At 44.5% G+C, this 17508-nt stretch carries 14 protein-coding genes; 8 read left to right on the top strand and 6 right to left on the bottom strand.

The annotated features are described in order from the left end of the window. Positions 1-30: 30 nt before the first annotated feature. The 3 genes from R7M92_RS13075 to R7M92_RS13065 form a co-directional block, all read right to left on the bottom strand. Entirely contained in the window at positions 31-453 is a 423-nt protein-coding gene (locus R7M92_RS13075) for a hypothetical protein (protein ID WP_318133593.1), read from the bottom strand. A 343-nt stretch (positions 454-796) separates the two neighbouring features. Then, the gene (pta, locus tag R7M92_RS13070; protein WP_005380805.1) at positions 797-2941 is read right to left on the bottom strand and encodes a phosphate acetyltransferase; all 2145 of its coding nucleotides are present in this window, start codon (positions 2939-2941) and stop codon (positions 797-799) included. A 136-nt stretch (positions 2942-3077) separates the two neighbouring features. Beyond that, positions 3078-4274 (bottom strand): acetate kinase, encoded by a 1197-nt coding sequence (locus tag R7M92_RS13065; RefSeq protein ID WP_005380807.1) that lies wholly within the window; start codon positions 4272-4274, stop codon positions 3078-3080. A gap of 346 nt (positions 4275-4620) precedes the next feature. Between R7M92_RS13065 and yfbV the strand changes: the two genes are divergently transcribed. The 6 genes from yfbV to R7M92_RS13035 all read left to right on the top strand — a co-directional run bounded on the left by yfbV (position 4621) and on the right by R7M92_RS13035 (position 11863). Continuing rightward, entirely contained in the window at positions 4621-5073 is a 453-nt protein-coding gene (gene yfbV / locus R7M92_RS13060; protein ID WP_005380809.1) for a terminus macrodomain insulation protein YfbV, read from the top strand. A gap of 320 nt (positions 5074-5393) precedes the next feature. Next, entirely contained in the window at positions 5394-6359 is a 966-nt protein-coding gene (locus tag R7M92_RS13055) for an ABC transporter substrate-binding protein (protein ID WP_053349612.1), read from the top strand. 174 nt (positions 6360-6533) lie between these two features. Next, the gene (locus tag R7M92_RS13050) at positions 6534-7469 is read left to right on the top strand and encodes an ABC transporter permease (RefSeq protein WP_318133590.1); all 936 of its coding nucleotides are present in this window, start codon (positions 6534-6536) and stop codon (positions 7467-7469) included. Next, positions 7466-8260 (top strand): ABC transporter ATP-binding protein, encoded by a 795-nt coding sequence (locus R7M92_RS13045; protein WP_318133588.1) that lies wholly within the window; start codon positions 7466-7468, stop codon positions 8258-8260. Before R7M92_RS13050 ends, R7M92_RS13045 begins: the two co-directional genes overlap by 4 nt. A gap of 141 nt (positions 8261-8401) precedes the next feature. Beyond that, positions 8402-10228 (top strand): maltodextrin glucosidase, encoded by a 1827-nt coding sequence (gene malZ, locus R7M92_RS13040; protein ID WP_318133586.1) that lies wholly within the window; start codon positions 8402-8404, stop codon positions 10226-10228. Positions 10229-10402: 174 nt separating this feature from the next. After that, the gene (locus R7M92_RS13035; protein ID WP_256902942.1) at positions 10403-11863 is read left to right on the top strand and encodes a sensor domain-containing diguanylate cyclase; all 1461 of its coding nucleotides are present in this window, start codon (positions 10403-10405) and stop codon (positions 11861-11863) included. A gap of 49 nt (positions 11864-11912) precedes the next feature. Here the strand turns inward: R7M92_RS13035 and dusC are convergent, their stop codons facing one another. After that, positions 11913-12872: a tRNA dihydrouridine(16) synthase DusC gene (dusC, locus tag R7M92_RS13030; protein WP_017633856.1), complete on the bottom strand. Its 960-nt coding sequence runs from the start codon at positions 12870-12872 to the stop codon at positions 11913-11915. Between the two features lie 170 nt (positions 12873-13042). On the opposite strand from dusC, the gene R7M92_RS13025 reads away from it, so the two are divergent. Further along, a complete protein-coding gene (locus tag R7M92_RS13025; RefSeq protein ID WP_005380818.1) occupies positions 13043-13660 on the top strand; it encodes a YecA family protein in 618 nt (205 codons plus the stop codon). A 79-nt stretch (positions 13661-13739) separates the two neighbouring features. Here R7M92_RS13025 and dsbB read toward each other — a convergent pair whose 3' ends face one another. Together dsbB and nhaB are read right to left on the bottom strand one after the other, a co-directional pair. Continuing rightward, positions 13740-14276, bottom strand: a complete 537-nt coding sequence (gene dsbB / locus R7M92_RS13020) for a disulfide bond formation protein DsbB (protein ID WP_239938635.1) — start codon at positions 14274-14276, stop codon at positions 13740-13742. Between the two features lie 83 nt (positions 14277-14359). Then, on the bottom strand, positions 14360-15946 hold the full coding sequence (gene nhaB / locus R7M92_RS13015) for a Na(+)/H(+) antiporter NhaB (RefSeq protein ID WP_005380822.1): 1587 nt from the start codon (positions 15944-15946) through the stop codon (positions 14360-14362). A gap of 639 nt (positions 15947-16585) precedes the next feature. On the opposite strand from nhaB, the gene fadR reads away from it, so the two are divergent. Beyond that, positions 16586-17425, top strand: a complete 840-nt coding sequence (gene fadR / locus R7M92_RS13010) for a fatty acid metabolism transcriptional regulator FadR (RefSeq protein ID WP_005380824.1) — start codon at positions 16586-16588, stop codon at positions 17423-17425. The last annotated feature ends 83 nt before the right edge of the window (positions 17426-17508 follow it).

Raw genomic sequence — 17508 nt, 5'->3', positions numbered from 1 at the left:
AGGAAGTTTACTTTTTCATTCATCGCCACCTTACTTAGCGCGTACGATGTCCATCACTAGCTTTCCGTCCACTTTTACAGGACCGTCCTCTTTAGCGCCGAGCGTATACTCAAACACACCAGTCTTCATGCCACCTTTCTCTCCGTGGACCATTAACATCAGCATACCGCCTGATTCTACTGGTTCCATCAAAATTGCATTTACGTTTTCATTCTTTCCCATTTTTAACGGAGCGTAGCCGATAACAGGACCAGGCTTCATTGATTCGTCTGTTCGGTGGACAACCATCCACCCATTGTCATCAGCATGAGCCATTTCAGCGGTCACCGTTCCTCCGGACATATCTTGATCGACGCCTTTAATACTCGAGGCGGAAAAGCTGAATGAAGAAAAAATAATCAGAAACGCAGCTAAACCAAACTTTATCAGTGATGTATTGATGAAATCCTTCATATATATTCCTTAGCAGTCAATGAGTTTGTGCATTGCAGTAGCTTTTACGTATTTCCTAGCAAAAAAGTTTAGCTAAAACGTAAATAATGCCGATAAATTGAACAGGGGCCGTGCTGCCTTGGAGCCAATGTATTTTGGGGAATGGGTCAATCGGTGTAAGAACAAGCGCGAGCATTGTCGATTAGGTGTGGTGGGGCGATAGGGAGAAAAGCTTTGCGCACCAGTAATTATAGGTTGTGCAGTGATTGGTATAAAAAACAAATAAGTGTTCTGGCCAGCAATAGAAAAAGCCCTCGACGAATCGAGGGCTTTGTATCTATATCTAACTAGATGTCAGAAGCGATTATTTAGCTTCTTGGTCTGCTTGGATAGCTGTTAGAGCGATGGTGTACACGATGTCGTCTACTAGCGCGCCACGAGACAAGTCGTTTACAGGCTTACGCATACCTTGCAGCATTGGACCGATAGATACTAGGTCAGCTGAACGTTGTACCGCTTTGTAAGTCGTGTTACCCGTGTTTAGGTCTGGGAATACAAATACTGTCGCTTTACCTGCAACTGGAGAGTTTGGTGCTTTAGAAGCAGCAACGTTTTCCATAATAGCAGCGTCGTATTGTAGAGGACCATCAATGATAAGATCAGGACGTTTCTCTTGAGCCAGTTTTGTTGCTTCACGTACTTTATCAACGTCTGCACCCTTACCAGATTCACCAGTAGAGTAAGAGATCATTGCAACGCGTGGTTCGATACCGAATGCTGCTGCAGAGTCAGCAGATTGGATAGCGATTTCAGCAAGCTGTTCAGCAGTTGGATCTGGGTTGATTGCACAGTCACCGTAAACCAGTACTTGATCAGGCAGAAGCATGAAGAATACTGAAGATACGATAGACGCATTTGGTGCCGTCTTGATGATTTGGAACGGAGGAACGATAGTGTTCGCCGTAGTGTGAACAGCACCAGAAACTAGGCCGTCAACTTCGTCGTTCTCAAGCATCATTGTGCCAAGGAATACTGAATCTTGTAGCTTCTCACGAGCCACAACTTCAGTCATGCCTTTAGCACCGCGCAACTCAACTAGGCGAGCAACGTAGTTTTCACGAACAGCATCTGCATCAATGATGGTTACACCAGTACCTAGCTCAACGCCTTGTTGAGCCGCTACGCGACGGATTTCATCTGGGTTACCTAGAAGTACACAGTCTGCAATGCCGCGTTCAGCACAGATTGCCGCTGCTTTAACTGTGCGTGGTTCGTCACCTTCTGGAAGAACGATACGCTTACCTGCTTTACGAGCAAGTTCAGTTAGCTGGTAACGGAACGCTGGTGGGCTTAGACGACGAGACTTCTGAGTGCCTTCAGTCATAGACTCGATCCAGTTACCGTCGATGTGGCCAGCAACGTGTTCGTTGATGAACTCGATACGCTCTTTATCGTCTGCAGGTACTTCGATGCTGAAGCTCTGTAGGTTTAGAGACGTTTGCCAAGTGTTACCTTGTGCTTTGAAGATAGGTAGACCAGTGTCGAATGCTGGTTTACATAGGCCTTCGATTTCGCTAGGGATATCGTAACCGCCAGTTAGCAGTACTGCACCAATATCCACACCGTTCATTGCAGCAAGAGAAGCAGCAACGATAACATCAGGACGGTCTGCAGAAGTAACAAGTAGAGAGCCCGGTTTGAAGTGCTCAATCATGTTTGGCAGAGAACGTGCACAGAAAGTGATGCTCTTGATGCGACGAGTGTTGATGTCACCTTCGTTGATGATATCTGCTTTCAGGTGCTTAGCCATGTCGATTGCACGAGTCGCAATCAGATCAATGCTCCATGGCACACAACCTAGTACACGAATTGGAGAAGTGTTAAAAATTTCCATCACTTTCAATTCGTTTTGTTTCGCGCTGTCTGCATCGTCAAAGATTTCAGATAGGTCAGGGCGAGTACGGCCAGCTTCGTCAACAGGAGCGTTTAGCTTGTTGATGATAACACCAGAGATGTTTTTGTTTTTAGTGCCGCCGAAGTTAGAACATGCTACTTCGATACGCTCTTTCAGTTGCGCAGGGTTATCAGTACCTGGAGTCGCAACTAGCACGATTTCTGCACCAAGTGTTGCCGCGATTTCCGCGTTTACTTGGTTTGCAAATGGGTGCTTACGAGTAGGTACAAGACCTTCGATTAGCGTAACGTCTGCGTCTTTGTTGATTTGGTTGTAACGTTCAACAACGGTTTCTAGCAGCTCGTCCATGTTGTCGTTACCGATTAGGCTTTCAGCAACAGACATCGCCATTGGTTCACCGATCTTCATATCGCTGTTACGACCAACGATAGTTGAAGTCAGATCTGGCTGATCACCACCTGAACGTGGCTGACAGATTGGCTTATAGAAAGAAACTTTAACGCCTTTACGCTCCATAGCGCGAAGAACACCCATGCTAACGCTTGTTAGGCCAACGCCTGCGCTAGTAGGGATAAGCATAATAGTACGAGACATTCGTAGAGTACCTTTAGCTATTTGGGGGATAAAAGCTCAACTCTTATTCCATGAAGCTCGAAGAATAGGAGTTGAGCCCCTAAGAAATTCGTTTGAATGAAAATCTGGCTAGCCGAGTGGCTAGCCAGGAATTCAATTAAAGACCTGTCAGGCGAGCAGTGTCTTCAGCGATGACTAGCTCTTCGTTAGTAGAGATAACCATTGCAGGGATACGGCTGTTTTCAGTCGTGATAACGCCTTCGCCGCCGAAGCGAGCTTTAAGGTTAGCTTCGCTATCTACTTCGATACCGAAGATGCCAAGACGGTTTAGAACCATTTCACGGATAGGGCCAGAGTTCTCGCCGATACCGCCAGTGAAAGTGATTGCGTCTAGACGGCCTTCCATTGAAGCAGTGTAGCCAGCAACGTATTTAGCTAGACGGTGGCAGAACACGTCCATTGCGCGTGTTGCTTCTTCTTTTTGACCGTAGTTGTCTTCAACGAAACGACAGTCAGAAGTCACTTCGGTTAGACCTTGAAGACCAGACTCTTTAGTTAGCATCGTGTTGATTTGATCAACAGAGTAACCTAGAGCGTCGTGTAGGTGGAAGACGATAGCAGGGTCGATGTCGCCACAGCGAGTACCCATTACCAGACCTTCAAGTGGAGTAAGACCCATAGACGTGTCTACAGATTGACCGTTCTTGATCGCACATACAGATGCGCCGTTACCTAGGTGACAGTTGATGATGTTTACTTCTTCAACTGGTTTGTTTAGTAGGCCTGCAACTTCACGAGTGATGAACAAGTGAGAAGTACCGTGCATGCCGTAACGACGGATACCGTGTTCTTTGTATAGGTTGTATGGAAGAGCGTATAGGTAAGACTCTTCAGGCATAGTTTGGTGGAACGCAGTGTCAAATACAGCAACGTTTTTCAGCTCTGGGAAGTTTTTCTTAGCCGCTTCGATACCGATGATGTGAGCAGGGTTATGAAGAGGTGCAAATGTTGCAGCGTCTTGAATACCTTTTAGAACTTCATCAGTAATTAGTGCAGATTGAGTGAACTGCTCGCCGCCGTGAACGATACGGTGACCGATTGCGCCTAGGTTAGCTTTAAGCTCTGGCTTAGAAGCAAGAATAGTTTCTACCATAAACGCTAGTGCTTCTTCGTGAGCTGCACCATTGCCTAGTTGAGCTTCGTGCTTGCCATCAAGTTTCCACTTGATGCGAGCTTCAGGAAGGTGAAGACACTCAGCAAGACCTGACAAGTGCTCGTCGCCGTTCTCGGCATCAACAACGGCAAATTTAAGAGAAGAACTACCGCAGTTTAAAACTAAAACTAGCTTAGACATGTATGACTACCTGTTATTCGTCTGATAAAAAATCAGTTAAAGAATGAAAAATTAATCACAAGAATAGCCGATACCCAGAAGGCTGCGTACTAATCCTGGTCAAAAATTGTTCTAATTCCATATAAAGAAATAGTGATGAACCCTTCCATCACTATGATGCGATCCGTGCAGATAGATATCTCGGAGTTGCTTAAATTGTAAATAACAGCAACAATGAGATTGAGGGTCTGCAAAGGATAGCGATAATAAGCAATGATAACAAAAAAAATTTGAAAGAATATTAACTTTCATCAATTTTTTGTACCTTCAGTTGAAATGTTCAACTATTTTTTAGTGAGAGAGCGGTATGAGTAATAAAGTCGGATTGATCCATAGCCTGAAAGATGGCCAGAATTACATGGAGATCTGGCCGGTTCGTAAAGAGCTAAGCGCCATATTTCCGGAACAGCGTATCATTAAGGCGACTCGCTTTGGCATTAAAGTCATGCCGGCCGTTGCTGCGATCAGCGTACTCACTCAAATGGCATTCAACAATTACCACGCGTTACCTCAATCCATTGTTGTCGCCTTGTTTGCGATTAGCTTGCCACTTCAAGGCATTTGGTGGCTTGGTGCTCGATCCAACACGAAATTGCCGCCTTCTTTGGCCTCTTGGTATCGGGAGTTGCATCAAAAAATTGTGGAAACAGGTTTTGCATTAGAGCCTGTCAAAGCTCGCCCTCGTTACAAAGAGCTTGCGATAATACTGAACCGAGCGTTTCGCCAGCTCGATAAATCGTCATTAGAGCGTTGGTTCTAATTTAAATTGTTTGAAATGGAGTGTGCACTGGCCGCTCCATTTTTGATCCTGCCTCTATTACCTACTTTGACGAAGCGAGCGAAGCTTTGTTTACCAAAGATTCTTTCCGGATGAAGAAGTCCCCCCGATCACAAATGTTGCTTTAGTGTTAAATCTTTCTTTTCTTTACTAAGACTTAGTAGTAATAATAAAAACAAGATGCGCAAGAAGTGCACAGTTATACGAACACAACAATACCGCCTTCAAACATTTGAATTCACGAGTCGATACACATATTGAAAGCTCGTGAAACAAGGACGAAGTCACATCAAGGAGTTATGATGAAAACGAAACGTTTATTAGCCACTGCCGTTCTATCAGCTACTGCTATTTTCTCTTCTACCAATGTACTGGCCGCCACTGCAACTGTCGCAGTTTCACAGATTGTCGAACACCCGGCGTTAGACGCGACGCGCCAAGGGTTACTTGATGGTTTGAAAGCGAAAGGCTACGAAGAAGGCAAAAATCTAGAATTTGATTATAAGACCGCACAGGGTAATCCAGCGATTGCGGTGCAAATTGCCCGTCAGTACGTCGGCGAAAATCCTGATGTGTTAGTTGGCATCGCGACACCTTCGGCACAAGCTTTGGTGTCGGCTACTCGCTCTATTCCTGTTGTCTTTACTGCGGTAACAGATCCGGTTGGTGCGAAATTGGTTAAGTCGATGGAACAACCAGGTAAAAACGTAACTGGCCTGTCTGATCTTTCACCCGTTGCTCAGCATGTCGATCTCATCCAAGAAATTCTTCCTCAGGTGAAAAGCATCGGGGTTGTATTTAATCCCGGTGAAGCTAATGCCGTGACTTTAGTTGAATTACTAAAAGAAAGCGCAAAAGCAAAAGGCATACAAGTGGTTGAAGCGACCGCACTAAAAAGTGCTGATGTTCAGTCTGCGACTCAAGCGATTGCAGCGAAATCAGACATTCTTTACGCCCCAACAGACAATACAGTTGCAAGTGCGATTGAAGGGATGATTGTGGCAGCGAATCAAGCGAAGAAACCTGTATTTGGTGGCGCGACGTCGTATGTCGAAAAGGGTGCAATTGCAGGCTTAGGTTTTGACTACTACCAGGTTGGTGTACAAACCGCGGATTATGTGGCGGCGATTCTTGATGGTCAAGAACCAGGCAAGCTGGATGTAAAAGTCGCGACGGGTTCTGACCTTGTAATTAATGAAAGCGCAGCATCTAAGCTCGGTATCAAGCTGCCAAATTCTGTGGTTGAACGTGCGACAAGCATGCAATAAGTAACGCTTTTTGGGGTTAAGCCTGTCACGTTGGTTGATAGAGGCTTGCCCCAAAACTGATACTCTCCAGATTTCTCGTGTAAAGCATTCTGCTAGAGAAGAAGGGGAGTATACGTTAGAAGTCTTAAGTTCAGGTTGGTATTAGCCAGCCTGAGCATGCAGAAAGGAGCAGTTATGTCTGCATTTGCTTTTTTTGGTGCACTCGAAATTGGCTTGATTTATGGCCTAGTCGCTCTGGGTGTGTATCTTACGTTCCGTGTTCTCGATTTCCCCGATTTGAGTGTGGATGGCAGCTTTCCAATGGGAGCGGCGGTGGCTGCAACGGCGATTGTCGCAGGTATTAATCCTTGGCTTGCGACAATAATGGCGATGATAGCTGGTAGTATGACGGGGTGGGTAACCGCTTTTCTGGCTGTTCGGTGTGGTATTTTACACCTGTTAGCTTCCATTCTTACCATGATCGCTGCATTTTCAATTAATATTCGTATTATGGGCAAACCTAATATGGCGTTGCTTGGAGAGGATACGATTCTCACTCCGTTTGAAGCATTGGGCGATGCGATGTTTATTCGCCCTCTGGTTGTTGGGGCCTTAGTTCTTCTGTCCGCTTTCTTTGTCATTCGCCTGCTGAACAGCGACTTTGGTCTTGGTTTACGAGCCACGGGTGTGAATGCGCGTATGGTTTCTGCGCAAGGGGCGAGCACTGGCTTTTATACCTACTTTGGCTTGGCTTTATCCAACGGGTTTGTGGGATTCGCAGGCGCGTTGTTTGCACAAACGAACAGCTTTGCGGATGTGACCTCTGGCGTGGGCACCATTGTCGTTGGTTTGGCAGCTGTGATTTTGGGGCAGACCCTTATTACCGGGCGCAAGATTTGGGTTGCGGTGTTTGCGGTCATCATCGGTTCGGTACTTTATCGCCTTGCAGTAGCTTTCGCTTTGAGTTCTGGCATGTTTGGTTTACAAGCTTCAGACCTCAACCTTGTTACCGCAGTATTGGTGGCTGTGGCGCTTATTGCTCCAAAGCTAAAACAGAGCATGAGAGCGAAACAACGCGTTACTGATGCTAAACAAGCGGCATCAAAAAATGGTTCTGGGGAGGCATTATGATCGAACTAAATAATATTCAGGTCACGTTCAACCCTGGGACGATTTTGGAAAATCGTGCATTGAAAGGCGTCTCTTTAGAGGTTCCAGATCATCAATTTCTTACCGTGATTGGTTCTAATGGCGCAGGAAAATCGACGTTGCTTGGTGCGGTGACAGGTGAGACGCCGATGATAGGTGGTCAGGTTATCATTGACGGCAAAGACGTCACCAAGCAGACGGTTGCCCAACGTGCGACGCAATGCGCCCGAGTGTTTCAAGATCCATTGGCCGGGACTTGTGGTGAACTTACGATAGAAGAGAACATGGCTCTAGCGCACATGCGTGGTAAAAAACGCAGTTGGGGTTTGGCGCTTTCAGCTAAACGTCGCAAGCTGTTCCAAGAGCGAATTAGCATCCTCGGTCTTGGTTTAGAAGACCGCTTGGGCGATAGCATTGGGTTGCTGTCTGGTGGACAACGACAAGCCGTTAGCCTTGTGATGGCGACGTTATCGGAGAGTAAGTTGTTATTGCTTGATGAACACACGGCTGCGCTTGATCCTCGTATGGCGGCGTTTGTTATCGACTTAACTAAACGTATTGTCGATGAGTTCGATTTAACAGTGATGATGGTGACGCATTCGATGAAAGACGCATTAGCATGTGGCGATAGGACCGTAATGCTTCACCAAGGTGAAATTGTGCTTGATGTGGCTGGAGAGCAGCGCGCTAACATGCAAGTACCAGACTTGTTGGATATGTTCTCCAAAGTGCGTGGTGAAGAGCTGGCAGATGACAGTCTCTTGTTGAACTAAGCGGTATCCGACAAGTCACTACGCCTACTAAGTGTGATCCTCCTTGGGAAAATTGGCTGATATGTCAACTCGCAAGGAGGATTTCTTGTCTCTAATTCTTCAATAACATAGTGGCATATCCGATGACGAGGAGTGCCCATAATGAACCTGCCATTTATTTTTCATAGTCAAACTATTGATGGTTTAGCTTTTAATGACGAGCAAGTTACAGTCAGACTGAAAACCGAGACATTGGATTTTGATTCCGTCTATGTGCGTATTGAGCCGGACAATGAAGAATATCTGGTCGATATGGCTCAAGTAGGAACAGCTGGTGAATTATTACTATGGGAGGCATCGTTTCGACCAAATCAAGATCGAGATGTCACACATTATGTGTTTAAGCTCCTCAAAGACGGACAACAATACTGGCTCGATGCACGAGGCGTACAAAAGCGTATTCCACCCAAAGAGTTCCACTTTAAGTTGAATGTAGAGCATCAACCACCAAGCTGGGTCCAAGAGCAAGTTTTCTATCAAATCTTTCCTGACCGTTTTTCTGCTAGTAAAAGTGAGTCTGATATTCGCCACGCTTATGCTCAGTATGATTCTGCATCGATCGTCAAGGCGTGGGGAGATGCGGTAGGCTCTCACCAAAATACCGGGGCACGTGAATTCTTTGGCGGCGACCTCAAAGGTGTGGAGCAAAAGTTGGACTATCTTGAACAGCTCGGCGTTACTGCGCTTTATTTTAATCCGATCTTTTCTTCACCAAGTAATCATAAATACGACACCACTGATTACTTCACTGTTGACCCTATGTTCGGCACCAATGATCAGTTTGCTGAACTGTGTGAGAAAATCCGTGGTAAGAATATGAAGATTGTCTTAGACGCGGTGTTTAACCACACGTCAGTGCATCATCCTTGGTTTGATATCGAACAAAAAGGAGAAGGAGCGTATGGCAATCCGCAGTCAAAGTTCCGTGATTACTACTTTTTCGAAGGCGAAACCAATCACTACATGGGTTGGAAAGGCATTGGTAACTTACCGGTTCTGAACTTTGAAAATGAACAGGTGCGCGACTACATCTACCAAAGTGAAGAGTCTGTCATCAAGTACTGGCTGAAGCCACCGTACTTGGTTGATGGCTGGCGGTTTGATGTAATCCATATGCTTGGCGAAGGGGACGGCGCGAAAAACAATGCTCATTATGTGGCAGCGTTTCGTCATGCGACTAAGTCAGTAAACCCGAATGCTTATGTGTTAGGTGAGCACTTTTTTGAAGCAACGCAGTGGTTGCAAGGTGATCAAGAGGATGGGGCGATGAACTACTACGGTTTTGCTCATCCAGTCCGAGCTTTTATCGCACGACAAGACATTATGTACGATCCAATCAACATTGATGGTTTGGAGTTTAAAGCGTGGTTGGACGAAGCCAGAGCAAAAATCCCATTTTCTAATCAGCTATCGCAGCTAAATCAACTCGATAGTCACGATACTGCTCGGTTTATCACATTGGTTGATGGTGATAAGTGTAAAATGAACATCGCGCTAGCAATGCTTATGACTTACGTTGGCACGCCTTGTATTTACTATGGGAGTGAAGTCGGTCTAGAAGGAGGGCTAGACCCGGATAATCGTCGTTGTTTTCCTTGGAATGAAATTGAAAGTTCACAATGGCTATCGCTTTACCAACAATGGATCAAGATACGTAAACAATGTAAGCCTTTACAGTCGGGCTGTATTCAATGGTTGCATTGCACTAACAACCAGTTGGCGTACGCACGTGTACTGGGTCGTGAAGCAGTCGTTGTTATGATTAATCTCAGTGGTAATGAATGTTCAATCGATTTACCTATGTGGCAACTGGGCTTGGAGGTTAGCCAAGTTATATCGTTGTTAGATGACACAGAACAGGTTGATTATAAAGGTCATATCTCTGTCAATATGTCGGCACAGAGCTGCAAATTATGGCGACTAAAGTGACACCACACTCTATATTGATTAAACTCCTTTAATATATAAACGGTCTCAAACAGCGCGCACACATTTGTTTGGTCTCTTGTTATCTGGTGCTGCATTGCATGCGTCACCAGATAACGAGTATCAATTTAATAGCAGTCATAAGAGACTATTGACCTTTCATATGCATGGTACTCAATGGTAAACCAAAGGCGATTTAGCCTCTCATTTGTCATCTTTTTTCCTCTGGCGTTATTTGTAGTGGTTTTACTCGTGACAACGAAAAATTACTATGATGCGGTTAACCGCTATATCGATTCTGAGTATTCGCGTATCGAGCGTGCAATGTCTCGCGGTATTAAAGTACTCACGGCTTTAGATTACAGCTTCACCAACTATACCAATTACGCTAACCCACTGTTTGAAGAACATAATTCTTTAGTCAAAGAAGGGCTTTGTTATCTTTGGCCTATAGATGTGTTATTACTCGAAAGTGTCTATAGTGAAGGGTTACCTGCGGTTGACCTTGATTATATGATCGTAGGGGACGAAAGCTTATGTCAGCAAGGTTCAACGATTAACCAGTTAGCTGAACAAAAGGCGGGTTTTGCGCCGTCATTGTCATTTCTGCACGATATTGAATCGCACATTGTTGGAATCCATTACATTGACAAGCGCGGTTACGTTATCTCCTCACCCGATACCTACGCAAAAAATTTCACAAGAGAGCTTTTGTCAACGCTAAAAGCCCGACCTTTTTGGCAAAAAACCGCGCAAGATAAAGTGAACATTACCTTGGCTGGACCAGGGCCTGTGTTGGACTCGATGGAAGGTCAAGTCATTAGTATGACGGTACCCGTCTATGAGAAAGGAGAACATCAAGGTGTTTTGTCTATTGATTTCGACATCAATACGCTCATGGCTTCGTCGCTAGGTCTTGTTGGTCAGTTTCATTTGGTTTCCAATTTACAATCCATTCCTTCAAACAGTACACGAATCAAACCAGTCGAATTAGAGCGATTGAGTGCGAGTCACAGCATGTACTACGAGTACAACCTTTGGGATGAAGCTAAGAACCTAGCGGTTTTTGAAAAATACAGCCTTATTGTCGCACTATTTATTTACGTGCTGAGTACCGTCGTCTTGTTCTATGTGAATATGCATAGCGAGCGACGTTACTTTAAAGAACTGGCAGCAAGAGACCCAATGACCAGTTTATTGAATCGTCGAGGTATGCAAACCGTGTGGCGTAATAAGATGACAAAAAAACAGGTTGCTTTGGCAGTGTTCGATATTGATAACTTCAAGAAGATCAACGACACCTATGGTCATGATGTCGGTGATTCTGCAATTCAGCTTGTTGCAAAATGTATACGTGAAAATATTCGCCATACCGATGTTGCCTCAAGGTTTGGTGGCGAAGAGTTCGTTTTAGCGATTTATGACGAAGATTCAGAAGGCATTAAACTCATTTTAGACAGAGTAAAAAAAGCCATAGATGAGCGCTCGATACGCGTAACGAAAGAAGGCTTTACGATCTCTGGCGGTGTGGTGTTTAGTAAAGAGAGCCGAGTAGAAAACTTTGATGAATTGTTTAAAGCGGCGGATGAAAAGTTATATCAAGCCAAAAGTACCGGCAAAAATAAGATCTGTTACTAGGATTTAGGTACAAAAAGGACGAGATATTCGTCCTTTTTGTGTTCGGGAATTATGCAACCTGAGAGTTTAAGTCATCGCGGTAGCGTTGAATATGCTCAACAATTGGTGCGGCTTTATTGAACGTTCTGATTTCTCTAAATAGGTCTTTTGCTTCAGGATAAGCCTGACGCAAATAAGAGAACCATTGTTTTACGCGGTTTGGGTAATACAAGCCTTTATCGCCTTTCATCTCAAACTTGGAGTAATAGATGAGCAACTCAACCACCTCGGGCCATGACATTGGCTGGTGGTTATGTTTTACCATATTGCCTAAGTTAGGGATATTGAAAGCGCCTCGGCACACCATCAAAGAGTTAACGCCAGTCGTTTCAATGCAACGTTGACCGTCTTCATAATTCCAAATTTCGCCATTCGCAATCAGTGGGATATCAAAACGTTCGCGAATTTGGTTGATGTAATCCCATTTTATCTCAGAAGCTTTATAACCACCTTGTTTAGTACGTGCGTGTACGGTCAATTCATTTGCGCCAGCAGACTGAATGGCATCGACAATTTCAAAGCAATCTTCAGGGTTCTCCCAGCCAAGACGAATTTTTGCAGTTACGGGAATGGCTTCTGGAACGGCTTCTCGACAAGCTTTAACCACACGGTGAATGAGCTCAGGATGCTGAAGTAGAGCAGCACCACCCTTACTTTTGTTGACCATTTTGGCTGGGCAACCAAAGTTTATATCAATACCTCTGGCGCCAAGATTTGCCGCTTTAATTGCGTTCTCAGCCATCCAGTTTGGTTCTTGTCCCAACAATTGCACATGTACTGGCACACCAGATGCAGTCTGAGAACCTTGCAACAGCTCTGGGCATAAACGGTGAAACACATGATCGGGTAATAGCTGGTCGATTACGCGAACAAACTCCGTAACACACAGGTCATAGTCGTTTATCTCGGTCAGGATTTGGCGCATCAAATGATCTAAAACGCCTTCCATTGGGCCTAGTACAACTCGCATAGCTTGCCTAATACAGTTTGGTGGTAAAAAGGAGGGCGATTGTAGCGATGTAAGTTAAGTTTGTCATTAAAAGAGTCGAAGCGCCCAATGCAGTCAAACACACAACGTTAGGTTACGTGCTTTTGAGCTCTGAGGTATAATGCCGCCAAATTTATGGGAAACCAGATGTCATGCAATACACATTGATTGAAAAAGGTGAAGTTCACGTCGATGAATCTTGCCTATTTATCGAAGGCGCAGTGTTAGCTGCGAATCTGACGACAAAACCACTCGCTCCTGAAAAGTGGTTAGAGCCGCTATTAGGTGAGGGATTCAAAGCGATTCAACCAGCTGTGGAAGAGCAAATTCACAAGCAGCATAACCGAATTCAACGAAACGAATATTCCGTGCTAGAGCTAACAGGCAAAGAACCTGAACAACTTGCTGATTTTGCCGAAGGCTTTATGTCTGTTTGGCCAATGATTGAAGAACAGTGGCAAGACGTTGAGCTCAATGATGGATTACAGCGTATGCTGCAAGCATTACTGACCACTTTGATGCTGGCGATCGATGAGCCAGCAACGCAGCAACAGATGCGTGACGCAGGTATTGAAACGCCACCGGCCCTGACAGATTTAGTCGACCAGCTTGATTTAATGGTCGGTGAAGTCGCGCTGGGCGCGGATGAGTTGATGGTAGGCAATAAAGCTCAAAGCCTAAACCCATTCAAAGGTATCGGGCGCAATGATCCCTGTCCTTGTGAGAGCGGAAAAAAATTCAAGCAGTGCTGTGGTCAATCACGCGGCTAAAGCGAATCGCCGCGCTATCCACTTAACAAAAAGCCGACCAGATGGTCGGCTTTTTGTTAATTTTTACGCGTCAGTAGGATTAACGAATTGGATTAACGCGTTTTGCAGGGAAGAATTGTGCAATTACAATTAATGCCAAAGCGATTAAATTGCCTGCAAAAATTACTACTAACCATTGTGGCATTGATAAATCAAGGAGCTGCCACACAACCTTAGAGCAATCACCATATGCTTCAAACATCCAAGGAACCCACTGATTGAGCGGAGCCCAGCTAGGGAATGTGACGAATAAATCGCAAGTCGCGAATGGTGATGGATTAAACTGGTAGTCCACGTGCTGCATCGCAAGTAACAAACCCTTGTAAGCACTTAATCCCCAGCCTATCAAACCTAGCCAGCGGAAAATTGGGTTCTTGGGTGCCAATATACCAACTATTGCAGCGACGCCCACTCCCATCATCGCGACTCTTTCATAAATACACATGACACATGGTGCAAGCATCATGACGTGCTGAAAATAGAGGGCACATGCTTCAAAGAAAACGACGAATAGCAGAAGCAGTAGCCACGATAAACGTCCCTTTGAAAACTGGTTAAGTGAATTTAAAATAGTCACGTTTTTGTTCCTGTCTGAAATAGAAAAAGCTCTGAATACTCAGAGCTTTTTATCGTGGATAAGTTTCCTAATCAACTCAAATTTTAGTGACCACCGGATACTACGGGAGTCAGATCACCACTATGAGGTAAAATCCAACCAGCTTCGTAGAAAGAAGCGGTTGCAGGCTCTAGGAAGAACATGATTCCCATCAGACCGACAATCGCAAGAACGACGGTGTAAGGCAGCGCCATGATAACCATTCGACCGTAAGACAGGCGAATTAATGGAGCGAGAGCCGATGTGAGTAAGAATAGGAATGCCGCTTGACCGTTTGGCGTTGCAACAGAAGGCAGGTTAGTACCAGTATTGATTGCCACCGCCAGTAAGTCGAACTGATCACGAGTAATGAGGCCTTCGATGAGTGCAGTTTTTACTTCATTGATGTAAACCGTACCAACGAACACGTTATCCGACACCATAGATAATAAGCCATTCGCCACATAGAACAGAGCTAGCTGAGTACCTTTATCTTCAACGGCAAGCACCGCATCAATGACTGGTTTAAACAGCTCTTGGTCAATGATTACAGCAACGATCGAGAAAAACACTGCAAGCAGTGCAGTGAAGGGCAGGGCCTCTTCAAACGCTTTCCCCATGGAGTGCTCTTCAATGACACCAGTAAATGCGGTCGCTAAAATGATCACAGAAAGGCCAATTAAGCCGACAGCCGCTAAGTGCAAAGCGAGTGCAACGATCAACCAAACCGCAATAAGACCTTGAACCCATAGTTTTGCGACATCTTGATTTGTTCGCGTTTTACGCTCTTCACGGTCAAAATCGACGAGGATCTGACGAACGTTGTTAGGAAGCTTCGCGCCGTAGCCAAACACTTTAAGCTTTTCAACTAAAGCACAAGTGATGAGACCACAGAAAAATACAGGGAGTGTCACTGGAGACATACGGATTAGGAATTCACCAAACAACCAACCCGCTTGGTCTGCAATAATTAAGTTTTGAGGTTCACCAACCATCGTGGTTACGCCACCTAAGGCAGTACCTACACCAGCATGCATCAACAAAGAGCGCAAAAAGGCACGATAGTTTTCTAGGTCATCACGCGTTAGTTCAGTGATCGTGTCATCTTGTGTATGGTCATGGTCACCGATAGGGTTACCAGACGCCACTTTGTGATAGATAGAGTAAAAGCCGATCGCCACGCTGATAACAACGGCGATAACCGTCAAGGCATCCAAAAACGCAGACAAAAATGCCGCAGCAAAGCAGAACGCGAGTGATAGTAGGGTTTTAGAGCGAATGCCAAGTAAAATTTTGGTAAAAATGAACAGCAATAGCTGCTTCATGAAGTAGATGCCCGCAACCATAAATACCAGAAGTAGCAGTACTTCGATATTTGCTACTAATTCGTGCTTAACTTGCGCAGGGCTAGTCATGCCGATAGCAATGGCTTCAATAGCAAGTAAACCGCCAGGTTGTAATGGGTAGCATTTTAATGCCATTGCTAGCGTGAAAATAAATTCAGCGACCAACAACCATCCAGCTACAAATGGGTTTATTAGGAAGAATACAATCGGGTTAATTATTAAGAAGGCTATAATGGCAACTTTGTACCAATCAGGCGCTTTACCAAGGAAGTTCTTGATAAAAGCGTTTCCGAGCGATATCGGCATGATAATTCTCTTTATAACAAAATTATGAATAGACACTACAATAGTGCTTAAGTATCTGTTTGTTAGACTTATTAACTAGTCTTTAAAAACAATAACTTAGTAAAACAACAATCCTTTGTTTATTGTAGTCTTGCCAAGTTACTTCCCCTGAACTCAAGCACCGCTCACTTTCGACCGCAAACTCTACACTCAGGCATTTATTAGTCAATAACAAAACGTGATGCTACCGACTAAAATGACTTTTTAAATGTAATAACGCGATCAAAACGGCGTTACTATACCATGAAAGTCTTAAAAAAATCCTCTTGGATTTTAAATGACGGTCAGTGACGAGAAAAGGCAAATTAAGAAAGAATATTAACTGTGATATACAAAGTAATTTTTCATATTTTGAATATAAAAATGTGACACGGTTGTCTTTATTTCTCCGAGATTTGTGAGCTGTTTAATTAAATGAAAATTCATATTTTACTGCTTTCGCTCGCATGTTAGAGCCTCTTAAATTGACACAACATATAGAGTATTAACTCTATGCTATGGAGTCGTTTCCACTATTGATCGTAAATTTTCTCAAACCGCTAAGTAGTGGTATGATGAGTAGTATCGACCCTCAGAAATCAATATTGGATAAAAAGTAGAATGGTCATAAAGGCGAAAAGCCCTGCGGGATTCGCAGAAAAATATATTATCGAGAGCATTTGGAACGGCCGTTTTCCTCCAGGCTCAATTTTACCTGCTGAGCGCGAGCTGTCCGAACTGATTGGTGTTACTCGAACGACTTTAAGGGAGGTTCTTCAACGACTAGCCCGTGACGGATGGTTGACTATCCAGCACGGCAAACCTACGAAAGTTAACCAATTTATGGAGACCTCTGGTCTGCATATTTTGGATACTTTAATGACGCTAGACGTTGATAATGCGACAAACATTGTAGAAGATCTGCTTGCGGCACGTACCAACATCAGTCCTATCTTTATGCGCTATGCATTTAAAGCGAACAAAGAGAGCTCTGAGCGTACAATTAAGAACGTAATCGAATCTTGTGAAGCTTTAATGAATGCGGCTTCCTGGGACGAATTCATCGCTTCCTCGCCGTATGCTGAAAAAGTTCTGCAGAATGTGAAAGAAGATAACGAGAAAGATGAAGCGAAGCGTCAAGAAATCTTGATTGCTAAAACGTTCAACTTTTACGATTATATGCTTTTCCAGCGCCTAGCATTCCATTCAGGAAATCAAATTTACGGTTTGATCTTTAATGGTTTGAAGAAGCTCTACGATCGTGTCGGTAGCTACTACTTCTCAAATCCAGCTTCTCGTGAGCTAGCTCTGAAGTTTTACCATCAATTGCTCGAAACTTGTGAAAGTGGCCAGCGTGAGCAACTACCAGTAGTGATTCGTCATTATGGTATGGAAAGTGCGTTGATCTGGAACGAAATGAAAAAGCAATTACCAACGAACTTCACGGAAGACGACAGCTAAGCGCTGACAAGTTGAATAAACGAAAACCGCAGTGCCTTAGGCCTGCGGTTTTTTTGTTTTTATTTATAAGTCGGCGACGGACC

It is taken from the genome of Vibrio sp. Vb2880, assembly GCF_033337975.1.
In the GTDB taxonomy this organism is placed as follows: Bacteria; Pseudomonadota; Gammaproteobacteria; order Enterobacterales; family Vibrionaceae; genus Vibrio; species Vibrio alginolyticus.
The sequence above is the reverse complement of the archived record's forward strand: the minus strand, read 5'-3'. Positions and strand labels throughout refer to the sequence as shown.